The 17,602-nt window shown below is 62.5% G+C and carries 17 protein-coding genes; 9 read left to right on the forward strand and 8 right to left on the reverse strand.

The window, feature by feature from the left end:
* From F3H35_RS08865 to F3H35_RS08880, 4 genes are all read left to right on the forward strand, one after another.
* The gene (locus tag F3H35_RS08865; protein WP_149779265.1) at positions 1 to 1,362 is read left to right on the forward strand and encodes a glutamine synthetase family protein; all 1,362 of its coding nucleotides are present in this window, start codon (positions 1 to 3) and stop codon (positions 1,360 to 1,362) included.
* A gap of 23 nt (positions 1,363 to 1,385) precedes the next feature.
* Positions 1,386 to 2,687 carry an NAD(P)/FAD-dependent oxidoreductase gene (locus tag F3H35_RS08870; protein ID WP_149779266.1) on the forward strand — a complete coding sequence of 434 codons (1,302 nt, stop codon included), beginning with the start codon at positions 1,386 to 1,388 and terminating at the stop codon, positions 2,685 to 2,687.
* A 365-nt stretch (positions 2,688 to 3,052) separates the two neighbouring features.
* Positions 3,053 to 3,415 (forward strand): hypothetical protein, encoded by a 363-nt coding sequence (locus F3H35_RS08875; protein WP_149779267.1) that lies wholly within the window; start codon positions 3,053 to 3,055, stop codon positions 3,413 to 3,415.
* A gap of 171 nt (positions 3,416 to 3,586) precedes the next feature.
* Positions 3,587 to 4,798 carry a DegT/DnrJ/EryC1/StrS family aminotransferase gene (locus tag F3H35_RS08880; protein ID WP_149779268.1) on the forward strand — a complete coding sequence of 404 codons (1,212 nt, stop codon included), beginning with the start codon at positions 3,587 to 3,589 and terminating at the stop codon, positions 4,796 to 4,798.
* Here the strand turns inward: F3H35_RS08880 and F3H35_RS08885 are convergent.
* The 4 genes from F3H35_RS08885 to F3H35_RS08900 all read right to left on the reverse strand — a co-directional run bounded on the left by F3H35_RS08885 (position 4,786) and on the right by F3H35_RS08900 (position 8,901).
* Complete coding sequence (locus F3H35_RS08885; RefSeq protein WP_007818020.1) at positions 4,786 to 5,769, reverse strand: LysR family transcriptional regulator; 984 nt, start codon at positions 5,767 to 5,769, stop codon at positions 4,786 to 4,788. The two genes, F3H35_RS08880 and F3H35_RS08885, sit on opposite strands and share 13 nt — an antisense overlap.
* A 13-nt stretch (positions 5,770 to 5,782) precedes the next feature.
* Complete coding sequence (gene phaR / locus F3H35_RS08890; RefSeq protein ID WP_149779269.1) at positions 5,783 to 6,367, reverse strand: polyhydroxyalkanoate synthesis repressor PhaR; 585 nt, start codon at positions 6,365 to 6,367, stop codon at positions 5,783 to 5,785.
* 146 nt (positions 6,368 to 6,513) lie between these two features.
* On the reverse strand, positions 6,514 to 6,960 hold the full coding sequence (locus F3H35_RS08895) for a phasin, PhaP (protein WP_149779270.1): 447 nt from the start codon (positions 6,958 to 6,960) through the stop codon (positions 6,514 to 6,516).
* Between the two features lie 132 nt (positions 6,961 to 7,092).
* A complete protein-coding gene (locus tag F3H35_RS08900) occupies positions 7,093 to 8,901 on the reverse strand; it encodes a PHA/PHB synthase family protein (RefSeq protein ID WP_149779271.1) in 1,809 nt (602 codons plus the stop codon).
* A 105-nt stretch (positions 8,902 to 9,006) separates the two neighbouring features.
* Between F3H35_RS08900 and phaZ the strand changes: the two genes are divergently transcribed.
* Positions 9,007 to 10,305, forward strand: a complete 1,299-nt coding sequence (gene phaZ, locus F3H35_RS08905; protein WP_149779272.1) for a polyhydroxyalkanoate depolymerase — start codon at positions 9,007 to 9,009, stop codon at positions 10,303 to 10,305.
* A 47-nt stretch (positions 10,306 to 10,352) separates the two neighbouring features.
* Here phaZ and F3H35_RS08910 read toward each other — a convergent pair whose 3' ends face one another.
* The 4 genes from F3H35_RS08910 to F3H35_RS19210 form a co-directional block, all read right to left on the reverse strand.
* Complete coding sequence (locus F3H35_RS08910) at positions 10,353 to 10,571, reverse strand: hypothetical protein (RefSeq protein ID WP_223228366.1); 219 nt, start codon at positions 10,569 to 10,571, stop codon at positions 10,353 to 10,355.
* Between the two features lie 46 nt (positions 10,572 to 10,617).
* Positions 10,618 to 11,343 carry an alpha/beta fold hydrolase gene (locus F3H35_RS08915; protein ID WP_149779273.1) on the reverse strand — a complete coding sequence of 242 codons (726 nt, stop codon included), beginning with the start codon at positions 11,341 to 11,343 and terminating at the stop codon, positions 10,618 to 10,620.
* Between the two features lie 89 nt (positions 11,344 to 11,432).
* Complete coding sequence (locus F3H35_RS08920; RefSeq protein WP_149779274.1) at positions 11,433 to 12,197, reverse strand: alpha/beta fold hydrolase; 765 nt, start codon at positions 12,195 to 12,197, stop codon at positions 11,433 to 11,435.
* A 521-nt stretch (positions 12,198 to 12,718) separates the two neighbouring features.
* On the reverse strand, positions 12,719 to 12,955 hold the full coding sequence (locus tag F3H35_RS19210) for a hypothetical protein (RefSeq protein ID WP_007818003.1): 237 nt from the start codon (positions 12,953 to 12,955) through the stop codon (positions 12,719 to 12,721).
* Between the two features lie 459 nt (positions 12,956 to 13,414).
* Between F3H35_RS19210 and thrS the strand changes: the two genes are divergently transcribed.
* The 4 genes from thrS to F3H35_RS08945 all read left to right on the forward strand — a co-directional run bounded on the left by thrS (position 13,415) and on the right by F3H35_RS08945 (position 17,601).
* Entirely contained in the window at positions 13,415 to 15,361 is a 1,947-nt protein-coding gene (gene thrS / locus F3H35_RS08930) for a threonine--tRNA ligase (RefSeq protein ID WP_149779275.1), read from the forward strand.
* A gap of 251 nt (positions 15,362 to 15,612) precedes the next feature.
* Entirely contained in the window at positions 15,613 to 15,915 is a 303-nt protein-coding gene (locus F3H35_RS08935) for a BufA1 family periplasmic bufferin-type metallophore (protein WP_149779276.1), read from the forward strand.
* A gap of 76 nt (positions 15,916 to 15,991) precedes the next feature.
* Positions 15,992 to 16,849 carry an MNIO family bufferin maturase gene (gene bufB, locus F3H35_RS08940; protein WP_149779277.1) on the forward strand — a complete coding sequence of 286 codons (858 nt, stop codon included), beginning with the start codon at positions 15,992 to 15,994 and terminating at the stop codon, positions 16,847 to 16,849.
* On the forward strand, positions 16,846 to 17,601 hold the full coding sequence (locus tag F3H35_RS08945) for an HvfC/BufC N-terminal domain-containing protein (RefSeq protein ID WP_149779278.1): 756 nt from the start codon (positions 16,846 to 16,848) through the stop codon (positions 17,599 to 17,601). The genes bufB and F3H35_RS08945 overlap by 4 nt, the downstream gene beginning before the upstream one ends.
* The last annotated feature ends 1 nt before the right edge of the window (position 17,602 follow it).

Genomic DNA, 17,602 nt, shown 5'->3' on the forward strand with positions numbered 1-17,602 from the left:
ATGGCGGACGACTGGACCGACTCACTTCCCGAAGCGGCCAAGGCCTATCTCGAGGGGCGCAGGCTCGACGAGGTGGAATGCGTGATCGCCGATCTTCCCGGCATCGCCCGTGGCAAGGCCGTGCCCGCCTCGAAATTCGCGCGGCAAAAGCATTTCCACCTGCCCGATTCGATCTTCTATCAGACCATCACCGGCGACTGGGGCGAAGCCGCGGGCGAGGAAGGCTTCATCGAACGCGACATGATCCTGCGCCCCGACATGTCCACCGCCACCGCCGCCCCCTGGACCGGGGACTGGACCCTGCAGGTGATCCACGACGCCTATGACCGCGACGAGAAACCCATCCCCTTCGCGCCGCGCAACGTGCTCAAGCGGGTGGTCGAGCTCTATCGCAAACACGGCATGAAGCCGATCGTCGCCCCCGAGATGGAGTTCTTCCTCGTCGCCCGAAACCTCGATCCTGCCAAGGCGATCGAGCCGATGATGGGCCGCTCGGGCCGACCCGCCGCCGCGCGTCAGGCCTATTCGATGACCGCCGTGGACGAGTTCGGTCCGGTGATCGACGACATCTACGACTTTGCCGAAGCCCAAGGCTTCGAGATCGACGGCATCACCCAGGAAGGCGGCGCGGGACAGCTGGAAATCAACCTGCGCCACGGCGATCCGGTGAAACTGGCCGACGAGGTGTTCTATTTCAAGCGCCTGATCCGCGAAGCCGCCCTCAAGCATGATTGTTTCGCCACCTTCATGGCCAAACCGATCGAGGACGAGCCGGGCAGCTCCATGCATCTGCACCATTCGATCCTTGACCCCCAGACCGGTCGCAACCTCTTTGTCGGCCCGCAGGGCGGCGAAACGGACGCCTTTTATCACTTCATCGGCGGGCTGCAGAAACACCTGCCCGACGCGATCGCCGTGATGGCGCCCTACGTCAACTCCTACCGCCGCTACGTCAAGGATCACGCCGCCCCGATCAACCTCGCCTGGGCGCGCGACAACCGCACCACCGGCATCCGCGTGCCGCTCTCCCCACCCGAGGCGCGCCGGATCGAAAACCGCATGGCCGGCATGGATTGCAACCCCTATCTCGGGATCGCGGTCAGCCTCGCCTGTGGCCTGCTGGGGATGCTCAACGAAACCCGCCCCGATCCGCAGTTCAAGGGCGACGCCTATGAGGGCGAGCCGGACATCCCCCGCGTTCTGGGCGAAGCGCTCGACATGTTCGAAGAGGCGACCGATCTGCATGATATCCTCGGCCCCGATTTCGCGCGCGTGTATTCGATCATCAAACGCGCCGAATACGAGGAATTCCTGCAAGTCATCAGCCCGTGGGAGCGTGAACACCTGCTGCTGAACGTCTGATCCGCCATGCGCATGCCTTCGCCATGAACCTGCTCTTCGCCAATGACCGTCAGGGGCAGTATCCGCCCAGCTGGTATGCCGCCACCGCCACGCCGCTTGCGCCCTTCGATCCGCTGCGCGGTCAACTCAAAGCGGATGTCTGCATCATCGGCGCAGGCTATACCGGGCTGTCGGCGGCCCTGCATCTGGCCGAGGCGGGCCTCAATGTCGTCCTGCTCGAGGCGCATCGCGTGGGCTTTGGCGCCTCGGGGCGCAATGGCGGACAGCTTGGCTCGGGGCAGCGAATGGAGCAGACCGCGCTCGAACGGCTGGTGGGCAAGGACGACGCGGCGAAACTCTGGGATCTGGCCGAAGATGCCAAGACGCTGGTCAAATCCCTGATTTCCCGGCACGGGATCGACTGCCATCTCAAGCCCGGCATCGCGCATATGTGCTTTTCAGCCCGCGAAGTGGCCGAGGAACACGCTTACGCCGATCATCTGGCCGCGCAGTATGGCTACACCGCTCTGCAAAAGCTGGATCGCGAGGCGGCGCAGGCGCTCTGCCCGTCGCCGCGATACATGGGCGGCACGCTCGATATGACAGCGGCGCATCTGCACCCGCTCGGCTATGCGCTCGGACTGGCGCGCGCGGCGCAAGCGGCCGGCGTTCGCATCCATGAAAACACGCTGGTCAGCCAGATCGACAAAGGCACCCCCGCCCGCGTGCAGACGAATCGGGGCGCGGTGACGGCAGATCATGTGATCCTTGCCTGCAACGGCTATCTCGGCGGGCTCGATGCGCGCGTGGCCGCGCGCGTCATGCCGATCAACAATTTCATCGCCGCCACCGAACCGCTCGGGCCGGATGCCGCCCGCGTCCTGACCCGTGACATCGCCGTGGCCGATACGAAATTCGTGGTGAACTATTTCCGCCTGAGCCATGACAACCGGCTCTTGTTCGGCGGCGGCGAAAGCTATGGCTACCGCTTTCCCGATATCGACGCCACCGTGCGCAAACCCATGTCCGAGATCTTCCCGCATCTGCGCGATATCCGCTTCGAGTATACATGGGGCGGCACCTTGGCGATCACCATGCGCCGGATGCCCTATCTTGCGCGGCTGGCACCCAACATCCTGTCCGCCTCGGGCTATTCGGGGCATGGCGTCGGCACCGCCACCCATGCCGGCAAGCTGATGGCCGACGCCATCGCCGGCCAATCCGCAGGGTTCGACACCCTTTGCCGTGTGCCCGCCCCGCGCTTTCCGGGGGGCTCTGCTCTGCGCGCGCCGCTGCTCGCGCTGGCGATGACATGGTATGCGACGCGCGACAGATTGGGCATCTGAGCCTCCGCGCGCCCCGCCAGATCCCCGGATCAACGCCGCACGCGACGCCCCGGAAGCCGGAAAAACCCGCTCACACGGACCTCATGCCGACGTGTCCGGGATGTGAACGACAGCCCCCATATCGCCCTACAAGGGGCCGGGCACATGGCGCGCGACCCGCGCGGCACCACCTGATGATCTCGTCATACAAGGGACTTTCGCACAGCCGCTCCGATCACGAACGGATAGCGCATCCCTCACACCCTCGCGAGGCCGCTCCCGATCACGCGCCACCTCACCTGTCCGTGTTCAATTCGTGTTTTGCAACAACGGCTTAGCAAACACACCTTCCGGTCATCGCAATCGAAACCGAAAGGAAAAACGACATGACCAAATTTGCAAACACACCCGCCCGCAGCGCCCTCGCCATCGTCCTCGGGGCCACCCTGACCGCAGCGGCCCTGCCCGCCGCCGCCAGCCAGATCACCGAGGTCGAGCGCCTGCCGATGCAGATCAGCAAAGTCGAGTTCCAGTCGCTCAGCGCGCCCGAACTCTACGAGATCGACATCGCTCAAAAGCGCGGCCAGCGTGTGCAGATCGGAGATTACAGCCTGTCCCAAAGCCAGGCGGTCGTCGATGAAGCCCTGAACATCCAGAGCGGCGACACTGTCTCGCGCAACAGCGCAGACGCCTCGGGCAGCCGCACCGCTGCACCGAACTTCCCCGAAACCGCCCCCAATCCGCGGTAAACCCTGCACCCGCAGGACACCCCCAACTCTCGGCGCGGGCGCCCCTTTCGGGCGCCCGTTGCCATGCCGGATATCCCACGGCCACGAAAATTCTGTCACATAAATTTCGCTTGGGCGGCAGGGTCATTTGGTTTAGTTTTCCCGAAATCAAACTTCAGGAAAGCCGAACCTATGTCGCTCACACCGAATGTCTACGATGCCGAGCCCATTCCCGATGCCGCCCGCGCCGAGATCGACCGCATGCTGCAATCGGGCGACCTTTTCCGCTACACCGCACCTCAAGACTCTCCCGTCGCCCTGCTCGAGCGTGACTTCGCCCAGACCATGGGCAGCCGCTATGCGCTTGCGGTCTCGTCTTGTTCGGCGGCGCTTTTCCTGTCGCTCAAGGCGCTTGGCCTGCCGCGCGATGCGCGGGTGCTGATCCCCGCCTTCACCTTCGCCGCGGTGCCCTCGTCGGTGGTCCATGCCGATTGCATCCCGGTGCTTTGCGACGTGGGCGACAATTACCGCATCGATCTGGCCGACTTCGAAGCCAAGCTCGATGGCGTGCAGGCGGTGCTCATCAGCCACATGCGCGGCCATACCAGCGACATGGACGCGATCATGGCGCTCTGCGACGCGCGCGGTCTCCCGGTGATCGAGGATGCGGCCCATTCGCTCGGCACAACATGGTCCGGGCGCAATATCGGCACGATCGGCCTCGTCGGCTGTTTCAGCTTCCAATCCTACAAGCTCGTCAATGCCGGCGAAGGCGGCATCATGATCACCGACGATCCCGATCTGGTGGCCCGTGCCGTCATCATGTCGGGCGCCTATGAGCATAACTGGGCCAAGCACATCACAACCAAGGACGATGCCCTGAACGCAGCGTTCGAGACATGGCAAAACCGCCTGCCGCTCTACAATCTGCGCATGAACAATCTGTCCGCGGCGGTCATCCGCCCGCAACTGGCCGAAATTCCCCGCCGCGTTGTCGATGGGCGCGCCAATCACGATCATGTCGCCTCTCGCCTCAATGGCTGCCAATGGCTGCAGGTCCCCGCGAAATTGCCGCAAGAAGAGCGCGCCCCCGATTCCATCCAGTTCAATCTCGTGGGTCTGAGCGACGAAGAAACCCGCGCCTTCGCCAGCGCCGCCGCGGCACGCGGGGTCAAGGTGCAGATCTTCGGCATGTCCACCGACAATGCGCGCGCCTTCTGGAACTGGCGCTTCCTGCCCGAGGCGCCGGGCGAGCTGCCGGGCACACGGGCGATGCTGATGCGCGCCTGCGACACGCGCCTGCCCGCCCGCCTGACGCGTGACGAGCTCGACGTGATCGCCGACGCGCTGATCGCGGCGGCGCATGACGTGATGGGGGTGGGCGCGCTCGCCTACGGCACCTGAACGCCCTGCAAAACCGTCATGTGACCTTCGAGGAACGGATATTCCGCGATCGCCGGCCCCACGATGCGCTCCTGTAGGATCGGGCGCAGCGTGGCGGCCACCTGCGCCGGCATCTCGCCCAGGATGTCCTTGCGCGCGGTCAGCGAAATGGTGCGTGAAATCGGCTCGAACGGCAGTTCCAGCACGTCGATCTGATCGGCGAACCGTCGCGCCCGCATCAGCGCAAGCGGCGGCAGGATGGTCCAGCCTGCCCCCTGCCCGACCAGCGCAAGGATCGCGTGATAGCTGTCGATCTCGAAGCGATGGCGCAAGGCAAGGTTCTGCCGGATCAGATGCGCGCTCACCAGCCGCCCCATGTAATGCCGCTGCGTGTATTGCACCAGCGGCATCCGCTTGAGTTGCCGCAGCACATCCTTGTCCGCCCTGAGCGCGCCCTTAGGCACCACCGCGACAAACCCCTCGCGCAGCACCGGGTGGACCTCGGCCCAGTCCCCGCCAGCCCCCAGATCCGCCGCCACGATCACATCCAGCGCCCGCTGATCCAGCAGATCGAACAGCGCATGGCTGGCACCCGTCTCCAGCAGAAACTGGCAGCCCCTCAGCTCTTCTGCCATATGCGTCAGAAGCTGCGGGGTCACATCGGCTTCGAAATCCTCGATCATGCCCAGCCGGAACCGCGTCAGCATCGACAGGTCCGACATCGCCAGTTCCGCCCGCGCCTGCGCCGCCTCGTTCAGGATCACCAGCGCATGCCGCTTCATGATCTCACCCGCAGGCGTCAGCCGCACGGGCCGCGCATTGCGCTGCAGCAGCGTCGCCCCCACCGCACTTTCCAGATTGGTCAATTGCTGGCTCACCGCCGAAGGGCTGGCCCCCAACCGTTTGGCCGCCGCCGAGATCGACCGCTCATCGGCCGCCGCCATGAACACCTCGATGCCCCACAGGGTGATCCGGCCCGGACTGTCGACCATATGCCGCTCCGCCCTATTTGTTCAGCTTCGACAACTTTTCCTGCAGGTCCGCCAGTTGCTTGCGGATCTCGTCCAGATCCTCGCCCTTGTCCGGCGTGGGCTGCTCGCTGGGGCTGTCCTCGGTCTTGGCCGCCGGTCCGCCCTTCAGGCTCCCCAGCCCCCCCATGCCTCCGGTCATCGCCTTCATGAAGGCTTCCTGCTGCGCGCGCATCGCCTCCATGCCGGGCATGTTCGCCAGCGGATTGGCCTTGGTCATGTTCTCCATCATCGCCGATTGCCCCTCGCGCAGCATCTCGAAGCTCGCGGCAAGGAATTCCGGCACGACGCTGGTGGCCTGCGTGGTATAGCTGCGCACCAGATCGGTCAGCACGCTGATCGGCAGCACGCTTTCGCCCTTGCTTTCGTGCTCGGCGACGATCTGCAGCAGATATTGCCGCGTCAGGTCATCCCCGGATTTCAAATCGATGATCTGAACTTCGCGGCCCTCGCGGATGAACTCCGCGATATCCTCCAGCGTCACGTAATCCGAAGTCTCGGTATTATAGAGCCGCCGACTGGCGTAGCGTTTGATAAGCAAAGGCTTGTCTGTCTCGGCCACGGATCGGTCCTCCCGATGTTTTCAGCGCTGCAGCAAACCTTATGCGACCGCAGAACAAAAAGAAAGGGCGAGCCTCACTGGGCTCACCCTTATCATACAGACCCGTTCAGGGAGGGAGGATCGGGTCGTATGTTCCGTCCGCGCGCTTACTTGGCGGCGGTGGCTTTCTTGGCAGCCGATGTCACGTCATCGGTGGCTTTCTTGACGGCTTTGGCTGCATCTTCCTGCAGGTCCTTGCCGGCGGCCATCATCAGTTCGACGGTGTCCATCTGAACCTTCTTGGCGATCTCGGCGAAGGCAGCCATGTTCTCGGCGGCCACTTCGGCATTGGCCGATGCGAAATCGGTCATCGCCTTGGCGTAATCGGCAGGCTCGGCTTTCGCCTTGGTCATGTCCGACATCTTCGCCAGGGTCTCTTTGGTCCACTTGCTGGAAATCTCGGCCGACTTTTCGGCAGCTTCCAGAGCGACACCCGACAGCTTCTCGCTCAGAGCGGCCTGGTTCTTGAAGGCATCTTCCATCGCTTTGGTGTCGACGGGGAATGCGCCCATGATGTCTTTCATCACGGTGCTGAAATCTTGTGTTTTAGCCATGGTTTCGTCCTCAGGTCTGGATTGGAACGGGAACACCCCGTTTCTCTGCAACTGCACACAATATGCATGCTGCAGTGCAGAAAATCAACCCCTTATTGCTGCACTGCAGCATTTTCTGAGAACGCAACAAAATCAAAGCTTTGCCTTCACCCGCACATAGGTTCCCGGCGCCGGTGCCAACGGGGGATGCTCCGAATCGCCGGGTTCCCTAGCGTCAACCTTTTTGCCCGAGCGCGTGCTCAGCCAGGCGTCCCACCGGGGCCACCACGAGCCTTCGTGGAAACTTGCCCCCTCCATCCAGTCCGCGGCCTGACCGCTCAGATCGTCATTGGTGTAATGGCCGTATTTCTTCTTGGTGGGCGGGTTCACGATCCCCGCGATATGGCCCGATTGCGACACAAGGAAGGTCTTGTCCTTTGAGCCGACCTTCTGAAACCCGCGATAACAATCCTTCCACGGCGCGATATGGTCGGTCTCGCAGGTCACCGACATCACCGGCACCTTCACATCGCTGATCCGCAGCGTCTCGCCGCAGATCTCGTAGCCCTCGTTGACGAATTCGTTCTTCTGACACAGCCCGCGCAGATACTCGACCGTCATCCGCCCCGGCAGGTTCGCCCCGTCCCCGTTCCAATACAGCAGATCGAAGGCCGGTGGCGCCTCGCCCATCATGTATTTGCGCACCGCAGGCTGATAGATCAGATCGTTGGACCGCAGGAAAGACATGGTCCGCGACATGATGAACGACCGCAACACACCCTTTTCCGCGACCTCTTTCTCGATCCCGGTCACGAAATCATCCTGCAGGAACGGCGTGAACTCTCCCTGCTCCGAAAAATCGGTCAGCGCGGTGAAGAAAGTGGCGGATTTCACCGATTTGTCGCCGCGCCTGGCCATCAGCGCCAGCGTCAGATGCAGCGTGGTGCCCGCGATGCAATAGCCCACGGCATTCACCTGTTTCGTGCCACAGATCGCCTTGGCCTCGCGGATCGCGGTCAGGAACCCCTCCTCGATGTAATCCTCCATACCCACATCGGCATAGCTCGCATCGGGATTGATCCAGCTGACCACGAACAGCGTGTAGCCCTGCTCGGTGATCCACTTGATCAGGCTGTTTTCCGGCTTCAGGTCCAGCACGTAATACTTGTTGATCCAGGGCGGGAAGATCACCAGCGGGATCTCGTGCACCTTCTCGGTCGCGGGCGCATACTGGATGATCTCCATCATCGCATTGCGATAGACCACCTCACCGGGGGTCGTGGCGATGTTGCCGCCCAGCTCGAACGCACTTTCATCCGCCAGCCGCACCAGCATCTCGCCATTGTTGGCCTCCAGATCGGCCACCAGGTTCTCCAGCCCCCGCACAAGGCTTTCGCCCTCGGTTTCCACCGCCTTTTCCAGCGCATCGGGATTGGTGCCCAGAAAATTCGTGGGGCTCATCATGTCCACGATCTGCCGCGCGAAATAGTTGAGCCGTTTCTTTTCCACCGGATCGAGATCATCGACCTCCTGCACCGCCTCCTCGATGGCGCGGGCATTGAGCGCATATTGATGCTTGATGTAGTGAAAGAAGGGATGCGTGTTCCACAGCGGGTTGGCGAAGCGCTTGTCGCCCTGCAGCGGATCATCCCCCGCCTCGTCTGGGGCGTGCGGCCTTTGGCCCTGCACCAGTTGCTGCTGCGCCTCCATGAAGTGGCGCACCGACCGGCCCCAATATTCCAGCTGCCGCTCGTAAAGCTTGCCCGGATTTTCCACCATCTCCGCCCAATAGGACGCCGCCGCCTTAGCGAACAGCTCCTGTGAGGGCGAATCGAGCGTGGGATTCGCCGGGTTTCGCGCCGAAAGCGCCGCGATGAGACGCTGTGACAACTCTTCGACCCGTGCGAGATTCTCGGCCATCTTGTCGAGATTTTCGCCAGCGGTCTCCTCTTTCGTTGTCATATGAATGGATTCCTTTTAGTTTTCTGCTATGCAGCATAGCGTCGGCTGTTCGGAGGGGACAGTGCGGCGAATGGAACCGGCACGCCCCGGCACAAGGAGACGACGATGCGGTACATGATCACCTACGATTGGATGGAAACCCTCCGAAATACAAATCAATGGTTGGGCGCAACCGCACTTTCCTTCGCATCCTACCCAATTTTCGCGATGACGCCAAACCCTGCGCTGCAATGGATGGCCGCTTGGGGCGAAGTGACCGAACGGACCTTCCAGCGCATCGTGACCAAGCCCGACTGGGGAATCGAATCGATCACCGGCGAGGATGGGCGCGACCACCTCATCAATGTCGAAACCGTCATCGAACGCCCCTTCGGCAACCTGATCCACTTCGACGTTCTTGGCCGCGGCGAGATGGATCGCCGGGTGCTGCTGGTGGCCCCGATGTCGGGCCACTACGCCACGCTGCTGCGCTCCACGGTGCGCTCGCTGCTGCCCGATTGCGAGGTCTATGTCACCGACTGGCACAATGCCCGCGACATTCCCGTGTCCGCCGGCAAGTTCGATGTCGAGGATTACACCCTTTATCTCAGCGAATTCATGCGTGAACTGGGCAGCGACCTGCATGTGATCGCCGTCTGTCAGCCCGCCCCCCTCACGCTTGCCGCCACCGCCCTCCTGGCCGAGGTCGATCCCGACGCGCAGCCGCGCTCGCTGATCCTGATCGGCGGGCCGATCAACCCCGACGCCACCCCCACCGACGTGACCGATTTCGGCCGTCGCGTGACCATGGGCCAGCTGGAAGAAACGATGATCCAGCGCGTCGGCTTCAAGTACAAGGGCGTGGGCCGCCTCGTCTATCCCGGCCTGCTGCAACTGAGCTCCTTCATGTCGATGAATGCCGAACGCCATGGCAAGGCCTTCCTCGACCAGATCCAGCGCGTCAGCCGCGGCGAAGCCAGCGATCACGACCCGCACAACAAGTTCTATGACGAATATCTCGCCGTGATGGACATGCCCGCGGAATTCTACCTCTCGACCGTCGAACGCATCTTCAAGGGGCTGGAAATCGCCCACAACGCCTTCACCGTCGAAGGCCGCCATGTCGATATCGGCGCGATCACCAAGGTCGCGGTGATGACCGTTGAAGGCGCCAAGGACGACATTTCCGCCCCCGGCCAGTGCATCGCGGCGCTCGATCTGCTGACCGGCCTGCCCGATGACCGCAAGGCCAGCCATCTCGAACCCGAGGCCGGCCATTACGGCATCTTCGCCGGGCGCAGCTGGCGCAACAACATCCGGCCCCTCGTGCTGGATTTCATCGACGCCAATTCCGAAGAGCCGGCCAAGCGCAACCGCACCTCTCCGCGCAAGAAGAAAGCCGCGAAAAAGACCGAAGCCGCCTGACGCGGGCGGGCACAGGGGCACGCGGCGCACACGGGGCAACACCGGCCTCAGCGCCGCCCGTCACCGCGCCCCTTCGTCCGGCGCCACTTGCGCAGCCCCAGCCAGCGCAGGATCGGCACCACGTCCAGCGCCGCCACCGCAACCCCGAGCGGCAGCATCCAGAAGCCCACCACCGGCAGAAACCCCAGCACGCCGCCCAGCATCAGCAAAAGCCCCGCGATCAGCCGCACCCCCGGCGGCAGATGCCGCTTGGACCACACCTGCACGCGCCGGCGGATCCTGCGCGCCCGCGCCTTCCATCCCGTCCCCCCGTCAGGCATCCGCCCGTGTCTGCAGCACATAGGGCTGCTCCAGCCATGCCCGCAGCGCGCCCGTCGTCGCCTCGGGCTGTTCCAGGGGCGGCAGATGCCCCGCGCCCGCAATCACCTCGAGCCTCGCATAGGGGATCAGCCCGGCCATGAACTCATGGCGTTTGGGCGGCATCAGCAGATCCTCGGCCCCGCACATGACAAGGGTCGGCACCTTGCAGCGCCGGAGGGTCGGCTGATAATCGCGCCGCCGCTGCATGGACCGAAGCTGCCGGATGATCCCGCCCTCGCCCACGCGCTCGGCCATCTCCAGCAGCTGCGCCCGCACTGTCGGCCGCCCTGCCCCCGCGGCCAGCGATGCCGACGGCACCAGCGCCTCCACCGCCTCCTGCAGACGCCCGGATTTCAGCTTGATGATCGCAGGCTCGTAATCCGCCGACGCCTGCGGCGTCTCGGCCAGCGGGCTCGTGTCCATCAACGCGATCCGGCTCACGCGCTCCGGCGCTCGGCGCAGGATCTCCATCGCGGCCATGCCCCCCATCGAATGACCCACCAGCGCAAAGCGCGGCGGCAGCACATGCATCAGCGCCGAGGCGACCTCTTCAAGCCGCTCCCCATGACTGACCGGCACCACGCAAACCGGATAATCATGGCTGAGCGCGGCAATCTGGCCTGCGAACAACTCGGCATCGCACATCAAGCCCGGCAAGAACACCAACGGGTCACGCATCACATCCGGTCCTTTTCAAAACTGTGCCTGTCCGCTCACCTTGCCACAGGGCCACGCCGGGTCAAGCGCTGCGGATCACCGCGGCGCGCTCATGCCGACCCGGCGCGCTCCAGCACTTCCTCGACCGACCTCTCGATCAGCCTCAGGCAATCGGGATCGGAGAACCGGTGATCGGCCCCGTCCACCAGCGTCAGCCGCATATCCGGCCCCGTCGCGTGCTCCAACAGCCGCAGCGCCACGCTCACCGCCACATCCTCATCCGCCGTGCCCTGCAGGAACCGCACCGCAAACGGTAGCGTCAGCGGATCGCGCAGCACCAGATGCGCGCGCCCATCCTCGATCAGGCGGCGGGTGATGATATAAGGCTCGCCATACTCGCTTGGCAGCGCCACCTGCCCATTGGCCGCAAGCTCCGCGCGCTGCTCCGCGTCGAACCCCTCCCACATTGCATCTTCCGTGAAATCCGGCGCCGCCGCGATCGTCACAAGCCCCGCAAGGCGCTCAGGCATCGCCCGCGCACACAGCAGCGCGATCCAGCCGCCCATGCTCGAGCCCACCAGCACCTGCGGCCCTTCGGTCAGCTTGGTGATTGCCGCCATCGCATCCTCGGCCCACTCCCCGATGCAGCCCTCGGTGAACGCGCCTGACGATTGACCATGCCCGGAATAGTCGAACCTGAGGAACGCCCGGCCCGTGGCCTGCGCCCAGGCCTCCAGATGCACGGCCTTGGTGCCGTCCATGTCGGATTTGAACCCACCCAGAAACACCACACCCGGCCCCTTGCCCGGACTGCGGTGATACGCCAGCCTGCGCCCCTGCGGTGACGTGAAATACTCGGTCTGCGTCATGTGCATCCTGCCCCTTGCTGCCTGTCGCGCGGCAAGGGTGGACGAAACCGGGGGCCGGATGCAAGCCGCCTTACCGTGACGCAGTCACCTCTCAGGCGATCGAGCCGACCCGCCGTTCGATCCGGCGCAGCGACCATTCCGCTTCCGACTGATCCTTCGGCGCACCCTGAGCGGGCGCCTCCTCTGTCTGCGGGGATCTGTCCGCCATCTGACGCGGAGAGGTTTTCGTCAGTTCCACATACTGCCGGAACAACCTGAAGTCCTTATCGTGACTGGCCATATCGAACACCCAGAGCCTTTTTGCTTCACATCGACATCACGCGGCAGCGAACGTGTTACCCAATCGTTACAAAGATGCTCGGATAAATAAAATATCTTTTTATGTCAGACTGTTACAGTAAACAATCGCACACCTTCGCACACCTTCGCACACCGGCGCATACGCTTGTCCACAGTGCGACCAGACAGCAAAAAACGGGGGCCGTTTCCGACCCCCGTCATCAAGACGTCTCGGGTGATCCGTCCTGTCAGCCGCTGATATAGGGCTGGCTGCGCGGACGATAGAACACTTTCTGATTATGCAGGCGCCCCAGAAGATCATGGATGCGGCGCACCGAGTGGTCGATCGCGTCGATCTGCTCGGGCTGCTCATCTGCGGGCGCGACCAGCTTTCCGGCCAGTTCGCTCTTGGTCTGGCGCAGGGCGGCTTCGATCAGTTCCATGTCCTCGACAGACAGTTCAAAATTCACGTTGTAACGCGCCATTCTGTATTCCCCGGTTCTGCGTGAGTCGGCAAAAGTTTCCGATAGTGGATAAACGGCAATATAGGGATCATTACCGACAAGGCCAGAGAAAATATCCATATGCGTCAAGAAGTTACGAATCCCACGGTATGCGCTTGCACACACTTCCGGCGTGCCGTTGCACACCGTTGCCGAAACCGCCATGCCCGCCAATGACTTGGGCTTTCCAGACCGCTTGGCGCCGCCCGCGCAGCGACATGCGGGCGGGTTTTTGCGATTTGTGTACAGGATGGACACAAATCCCGGCGCAAGCCCCCGGTTTCGTCCTGAACGCGTGTAGGTTTCGTACAAACCCTACACTTCGGCCCGGGCAGCGACGCGCTTGACTTGCCCTGAATCAAGGGGCAAAACCCCGCCACACCATATCAACCCGCAACCGGGCGTTCCGTGGGCGCCAAACCGACGAGGAGCTTCAGGCCGATGGCCCAGATTTCCCTTACATTTCCTGATGGTAACAGCCGCTCTTATGATGCTGGCGTCACTGCGGCCGATGTCGCCGCCGATATCTCGACCTCTCTTGCCAAAAAGGCGATTTCGGCGACATTGGATGGCCAGCACTGGGATCTGCAATGGCCAATCCAGCAGGATTCCTCCATCGCGATCAATACGATGAAGGACGAAGCTCAGGCGCTCGAACTGATCCGTCACGACCTTGCCCATATCATGGCCCGCGCGGTTCAGGAGCTTTGGCCCGATGTGAAAGTCACCATCGGTCCAGTGATCGAGAACGGATGGTATTACGACTTCGACCGCAAGGACCCCTTCACACCCGAAGACCTTGGCGTGATCGAGAAAAAGATGAAGGAAATCATCAACCTGCGTGATCCCGTCCGTACCGAGATCTGGGACCGCGCCCGCGCCGTCAAGCACTATGAGGACAGCGGCGAACCCTTCAAGGTCGAACTGATCGAGGCCATTCCCGGCACCGAACCCCTGCGCATGTACTGGCACGGCCACTGGCAAGACCTCTGCCGCGGCCCCCACCTTCAGAACACCGGCCAAGTCCCTGCAGACGCTTTCAAATTGATGTCCGTGGCCGGCGCCTATTGGCGCGGCGATTCCAATCGCCAGATGTTGCAGCGCATCTATGGCGTGGCCTTTCTCAATCGCGAAAAACTCAAGGATTACCTCACCTTCCTCGAAGAAGCTGAGAAGCGGGACCACCGCAAGCTGGGGCGCGAGATGGATCTCTTCCACATGCAGGAAGAAGCCCCCGGCCAGATCTTCTGGCACCCCAACGGCTGGACGATCTACACCACCCTGCAAGATTACATGCGCCGCCAACAACGCCGCGGCGGCTATGTCGAGGTAAACACACCACAAGTTGTCGACCGCAAGCTTTGGGAAGCGTCGGGGCACTGGGACAAATACCAGGAACACATGTTCATCGTCGAAGTCGACGAAGATCACGCCCGCGAGAAATCCATCAATGCTCTCAAGCCGATGAACTGCCCTTGCCATGTGCAGATCTTCAATCGCGGGCTGAAATCCTACCGCGATCTGCCCTTGCGCATGGCGGAATTCGGCAGCTGCAACCGCTACGAACCTTCAGGCGCATTGCACGGCATCATGCGGGTGCGCGGCTTCACTCAGGATGACGCACATATCTTCTGCCGTGAAGATCAGATCGAGGCGGAAACCAAGAAATTCATTGGTTTTTTGTCTGAAATTTACCGCGATCTTGGCTTTGCGGACTTCAAGGTAAAATTTTCGGATCGCCCGGAAAAACGCGCCGGCAGCGACGACGTCTGGGACAAATCGGAAAGCGCCCTGAAGGCCGCAACAGCCGCCGCCGGAGCCGACTTCGAACTGAACCCCGGAGAAGGCGCATTCTATGGCCCGAAGCTGGAATTCGTGTTGACCGACGCAATCGGACGGGACTGGCAATGCGGCACCCTGCAGGTGGATTTCGTGTTGCCAGAGCGGCTGGACGCCACCTATATCGCCGAGGATGGCGCCAAGCACCGACCCGTCATGCTGCACCGCGCGGTTCTGGGGAGTTTCGAGCGTTTCATCGGCATTCTGATCGAAGAACATGCCGGCAAACTGCCCTTCTGGATGGCGCCGCGCCAAGTGGTTGTGGCCTCGATCGTATCCGAGGCGAACGCCTATGTTCAGGATGTGGTCGCCCGTCTGGTCGCCGCAGGCGTCCGGGCCGAAGCCGATATCCGCAACGAGAAGATCAATTACAAGGTCCGTGAACATTCCGTCGGCAAGGTGCCCGTTATCCTGGCCTGCGGCATGAAGGAGGTCGAGGACGGCACCGTGTCGCTGCGCCGCCTGGGTGAGAAGCAGAGCACGGTTCAGCCTCTCGCGGATGTCACAGAGGCGTTGAAACGCGAAGCGACCCCCCCGGATCTTCTGTAACAATCGCACGCATGGTGGGGCAAAACAGCGTCCCAAACCATGACGCCCGGACAGAAAATCCCGAAAAATCCCTAGTTTTCAATGGGCGGCCCCATGCGGGCCGCTCACTTATTTTGACGCATCCGTGTCTGACGTGCTCGTGAATGGTTGTGCGAGGCCAGATCAGCTTAACGTCAAATTGTCGCAGCGTTTGCACCGATCCGATGCGCCGATGCCGCGACATGCCATGCAACCCACTAGGGAGACACGTAATGTCGAAATCCATGAAGACACTTGCCATTGCCGGCGCCATGACCGCCGCTCTGGCTGCACACACCACACCTGCCGCTGCTGAAACCAAAGAGAAATGCTACGGCGTATCTCTTGCAGGCCAGAATGACTGCAAGGCCGGCGCCGGCACGACCTGTGCCGGAAGCTCGACCGCTGACTATCAGGGCAACGCCTGGACCCTGGTCGACAAGGGCACCTGCACCGAGATCGAGCTGCCCGCGATGGCAGACGGCACAGAGCGCAAAGGGTCTCTGGAACCGCTCGAGCGCGATCTGCCCGCCTGATCGGCACATCATGCAGGGATACGTGGGCGCACGCCCCGCGTATCCCTCAGTTGCACCCACCAGACCGAGACCTGTCATGCTTGATACCTCCGGCCACCCCATGCATCTGCCCACAGCCCCCGGCGTCGGCTACAAGTCCCAGCATTTTCAAGCCATCATGGATGATCCCGCCCCGGTGGCATGGCTTGAAATCCATGCCGAAAACTACATGGGCGATGGCGGCCGACCGCTGGCGCAACTCAGACATCTTGCCGAACGGTTTCCGATCTCGGTGCATGGTGTCGGACTGAGCATCGGCGGCGAGGGGCGGCTGGATCCCGAACATCTGGCACGGCTCAAGGCACTGTGCGGATGGTTGCAACCCGCCAGCTTTTCCGAACATCTGGCGTGGTCCACCCATGACAGCCACTTCATGAACGATCTGCTGCCGCTGCCTTACACCGCCACCACCCTTGCGCGGGTGACCGATCACATCGACGAGCTGCAAGAAGCGCTTGGCCACAGGATGCTTCTGGAAAACCCCTCGAGCTATCTCGCCTTTGCCGAAAGCACCTTCTCCGAGACGGATTTCCTGACCGAGATCGCGCGCCGCACCGGCTGTGGCCTGCTGCTGGATGTGAACAACGTCTTCGTTTCCGCCACCAATCTTGCGCTTGATCCCCGGGCGTATATCGATGCGTTCCCCCTGGCGCAGGTGGGCGAAATCCACCTCGGCGGCCATGACGAGGATGAGGACGACCACGGCGCACCGCTGCTGATCGACAGCCATGGGCGCGATGTGGCCGATCCGGTTTGGGCGCTTCTGGACCATACCCTTCAAAGATCAGGTCCACGCCCGCTTCTGATCGAATGGGACGCCAATGTGCCGGACTGGCCCATGCTTGCGCAAGAGGCGCGCCGCGCCGCCCGCGCCCTTGAAAAGGTGGCGGTATGACGATCAGTCAGACATGCTTTCGCGATGCACTTTTCGATCGCGCGAAACCGGTGCCGATGGGCCTGCAGGATGGACAAGGCCTGCCTGCCGGGCGCCGATTCAACGTCTATCGCAACAACGTTGCGGTTTCCCTGACCGAAGCGCTGGAGCTTGGGTTTCCTGCGGTCAAATCGCTGATTGGAAAAGAGAATTTCCGGAAAGTATCTGGCCTTTTCCTGCGCCAAACACCGCCGTCGGCGCCCATGATGATGCTTTATGGCAAGGAATTTCCGGACTTCCTCGAGAGCTTCGCGCCCTTGTCGGATATCCGGTATCTTGGGGACGTCGCCCGCCTCGAGCAAGCGCAGCGCGAGGCGTATCACGCCGCCGACGCACAAGCCCTTGCCCCCGGGGCCCTGGCGCGGCTCCAGCCCGACACACTGGCGCAATCCCGGTTCCGGCTGGCTCCTGCGATACGGTTGATCCGCTCGGTCTGGCCTGTTCATGACATCTGGCGGTTCGCGACCATGGATGGCGCACCGAAACCCACTGCTCAGGCGCAAGATGTTCTGGTCACGCGGCCCGAATATGATCCCGAATTGCTTGTCCTGCCTCAGGGCGGGGCGGCTTTTGTGGCCGCAATTCTGGCGGGGGCCACACTGACCGAAGCCTGCGAGGCAGGCGAAATCAATGCCGAGGCTTTCGATCTTGCCGCAATGCTTGGCCTGCTGTTGCAGAGCGGCGCGATAATCGCCGTGGAACCCGAGGTTTGAG

The organism is Roseovarius litoreus, assembly GCF_900142765.1.
GTDB classification, from domain to species: Bacteria; Pseudomonadota; Alphaproteobacteria; order Rhodobacterales; family Rhodobacteraceae; genus Roseovarius; species Roseovarius litoreus.

Bases quoted from the DNA above. Each gene is read 5' to 3' on its own strand.
- phaZ (WP_149779272.1), top strand. From the start codon at position 9,007: ATGCGGTACATGATCACCTACGATTGGATGGAAACCCTCCGAAATACA.
- thrS (WP_149779275.1), top strand. From the start codon at position 13,415: ATGGCCCAGATTTCCCTTACATTTCCTGATGGTAACAGCCGCTCTTAT.
- F3H35_RS08865 (WP_149779265.1), top strand. From the start codon at position 1: ATGGCGGACGACTGGACCGACTCACTTCCCGAAGCGGCCAAGGCCTAT.
- F3H35_RS19210 (WP_007818003.1), bottom strand. From the start codon at position 12,955: ATGGCGCGTTACAACGTGAATTTTGAACTGTCTGTCGAGGACATGGAA.
- F3H35_RS08880 (WP_149779268.1), top strand. From the start codon at position 3,587: ATGTCGCTCACACCGAATGTCTACGATGCCGAGCCCATTCCCGATGCC.
- F3H35_RS08895 (WP_149779270.1), bottom strand. From the start codon at position 6,960: ATGGCTAAAACACAAGATTTCAGCACCGTGATGAAAGACATCATGGGC.
- F3H35_RS08935 (WP_149779276.1), top strand. From the start codon at position 15,613: ATGTCGAAATCCATGAAGACACTTGCCATTGCCGGCGCCATGACCGCC.
- bufB (WP_149779277.1), top strand. From the start codon at position 15,992: ATGCTTGATACCTCCGGCCACCCCATGCATCTGCCCACAGCCCCCGGC.
- F3H35_RS08870 (WP_149779266.1), top strand. From the start codon at position 1,386: ATGAACCTGCTCTTCGCCAATGACCGTCAGGGGCAGTATCCGCCCAGC.
- F3H35_RS08875 (WP_149779267.1), top strand. From the start codon at position 3,053: ATGACCAAATTTGCAAACACACCCGCCCGCAGCGCCCTCGCCATCGTC.
- F3H35_RS08945 (WP_149779278.1), top strand. From the start codon at position 16,846: ATGACGATCAGTCAGACATGCTTTCGCGATGCACTTTTCGATCGCGCG.
- F3H35_RS08915 (WP_149779273.1), bottom strand. From the start codon at position 11,343: ATGCGTGACCCGTTGGTGTTCTTGCCGGGCTTGATGTGCGATGCCGAG.
- F3H35_RS08885 (WP_007818020.1), bottom strand. From the start codon at position 5,769: ATGGTCGACAGTCCGGGCCGGATCACCCTGTGGGGCATCGAGGTGTTC.
- F3H35_RS08920 (WP_149779274.1), bottom strand. From the start codon at position 12,197: ATGCACATGACGCAGACCGAGTATTTCACGTCACCGCAGGGGCGCAGG.
- F3H35_RS08900 (WP_149779271.1), bottom strand. From the start codon at position 8,901: ATGACAACGAAAGAGGAGACCGCTGGCGAAAATCTCGACAAGATGGCC.